The following is a 2516-nucleotide window of genomic DNA, read 5'->3' as shown; positions in this document are numbered from 1 at the left end:
GGTTCTTATCGATGCAGCACAATCGATACAGCACAAGAAAATCGATGTTCAAGCTTTAGATGCGGATTTCTTAGCCTTTTCTGGTCATAAATTATATGGTCCTACAGGAGTAGGTGTACTATATGGTAAGGAAAAGTTTTTAAATGAGATGCCCCCATGGCAAGGCGGAGGTGAGATGATTCAAGAGGTAACTTTTGAAAAAACCACTTACAACGAACTACCTTTTAAATTTGAAGCAGGAACACCAAATTATATCGATATAATTGGTCTTGGTGCAGCTATCGATTATGTGGAGGCTATTGGTTTGGAAGCTATTGATGCCTATGAGCAAGAGTTATTAGCCTATGCAACTGAGAAATTCAATGCTATTCCTGGTATGAGAATCTACGGAACAGCAAAAAATAAAACCTCAGTCATTTCTTTCTTAGTTGAAGGGATTCATTTCTACGATATGGGCATGTTGTTAGATCAAATGGGAATTGCAGTTAGAACGGGTACGCATTGTACCGAACCTGTGATGCAGCATTTTGGTATCGAAGGCACCGTACGTGCATCCTTTGCTTTTTATAATACAAAAGAGGAAATTGATGCGCTTCTTGTAGGAATTGAGAAAGTTTGTAAAATGTTTGGGGTTAAGCACGCTTAAATTGTTTCTTAAATAATTATAACTTTGTAACCGAATAAACTGGCTCAGTTTACAGAGCCATTCTTGAAAATTACAAATGATTGGAGAAATGACCATAAACGAAATACAAGAAGGAATCATTGAAGAGTTCGCTGGTTTTGAGGACTGGATGGATAAGTATGCATACTTAATTGAATTGGGGACAGACCTTTCTGGTTTGGATGCTCAATATCAAACGGATCAGAACCTTATTAAAGGGTGTCAATCAAAAGTTTGGTTCAATGCCAAATTAGAAGATGGCGTTGTGAAACTTGAAGCCGATAGTGATGCGATTATTGTGAAAGGTATTGCTGCTTTATTGATACGAGTATTCAATAACCAGACTCCTGAAGCAATTATGAATGCTGATTTAAAATTCATCGATGAGATTGGATTAAAACAGCATTTATCACCAACTCGTTCAAATGGATTGGTTTCTATGGTGAAACAAATTAAAATGTACGGTTTGGCATTCAACCATAAGGCGAATAATTAATAACGATAGATTGTGAGAATCTTGATTCTCTAGTCTTAAATTTCAATACAATGAGTAGAAAACAAACAGAAGAAATTATCGTAGAGATCTTAAAAACCATTTACGATCCTGAAATCCCTGTGAATATTTACGATTTGGGATTGATATATGAAGTTGATGTTTACGAAGATGATGAAGTGAAAGTTCTAATGACTTTAACTGCACCAAACTGCCCAATGGCTGATCAAATTCTCGAAGAGGTGAACGAAAAAGTAAAAGCTTTGCCTCAAATTAACGATGTAACTGTCGTTCTGACTTTCGATCCAGCTTGGGATAAAGATATGATGACTGAAGAAGCAAAACTCGAATTGGGTTTTTTATAAAATACAAAGGGCTGTTTTTCAGCCCTTTTCTATGCCTGTTAATTTGTAATAAAGAAATGGGTTTCTAATCCCACTTATTTTTTAAGGGTTCATTTGTAGATTCTTCTAATTTTGTAATTGTGTGAATTCTTTATACTCCAAAACTTGATTTCATTACCTTTACATTATGGATTTAACGCTGACAACAAAATCTCATCTCATAAAAGATAAAGCGATAGAACTTGGTTTCGACCTTTGTGGAATTGCTGCAGCAGATTTTCTTTCAGAGGAAAAAGATCGTTTCTCGGATTGGTTGGCGAAAGAGTATCATGGAGAGATGGGCTATATGGCCAATAATATAGACAAGCGTCTCGATCCTCGACTTTTGGTTGAAAATACAAAGTCGATTGTTGTTGTTGCTCTTAATTATTATCCTGAAAATCTGCAAGAATATTCCGAAGCACCTGTTTTAGCAAAATACGCCTATGGTAAAGACTACCATTTCGTAATCAAAGAAAAGTTGAATTCTTTATTGGAATACATTAACGAAGAAATTGGAGAAACACAAGGCCGTGCCTTTGTTGACTCAGCTCCCATATTGGAACATGCCTGGGCTCGTAGAGCAGGGCTAGGTTGGATTGGTAAAAATTCACTTCTTCTAAATAGAAAGCTTGGCTCTTTTATGTTTTTGGGAGAATTGCTTATAGACTTACCTTTGGCATACGAAACAGAAATCTACCCTGATTTCTGTGGAGGTTGCAATCGCTGTATCCGTTCTTGTCCGACTGATGCTATTGTGGCCCCCAATGTTGTTAATGGTAGCAAGTGTATTTCTTATTTTACCATAGAATTAAAGGATGATATTCCTGAGGAAATGAAAGGTAAATTTGAAAACAGAGTATTTGGCTGTGATATCTGCCAGGATGTTTGTCCATGGAATCGCATGGTAAAGCCACATTCTGTTGAAGCATTTAAGCCCAATCCAGATATTTTAGCTTTATCAAAAGATGATTGG

At 36.4% G+C, this 2516-nt stretch carries 4 protein-coding genes; all 4 read left to right on the top strand.

Going from position 1 to position 2516, the window contains the following annotated elements:
- On the top strand, window positions 1-646 hold a 646-nt coding region (locus ABY905_RS16370; protein WP_372645811.1), incomplete at its 5' end, for an aminotransferase class V-fold PLP-dependent enzyme.
- Window positions 647-734: 88 nt separating this feature from the next.
- Complete coding sequence (locus tag ABY905_RS16365; RefSeq protein ID WP_372645808.1) at window positions 735-1160, top strand: SufE family protein; 426 nt, start codon at window positions 735-737, stop codon at window positions 1158-1160.
- A 50-nt stretch (window positions 1161-1210) separates the two neighbouring features.
- On the top strand, window positions 1211-1522 hold the full coding sequence (locus ABY905_RS16360) for a metal-sulfur cluster assembly factor (protein WP_372645806.1): 312 nt from the start codon (window positions 1211-1213) through the stop codon (window positions 1520-1522).
- Window positions 1523-1688: 166 nt separating this feature from the next.
- On the top strand, window positions 1689-2516 hold an 828-nt coding region (gene queG, locus ABY905_RS16355), incomplete at its 3' end, for a tRNA epoxyqueuosine(34) reductase QueG (protein WP_372645804.1).

The organism is Ancylomarina sp., assembly GCF_041555295.1.
In the GTDB taxonomy this organism is placed as follows: domain Bacteria; phylum Bacteroidota; class Bacteroidia; order Bacteroidales; family Marinifilaceae; genus Ancylomarina.
This window is presented reverse-complemented; position numbering and strand designations above follow the sequence as displayed.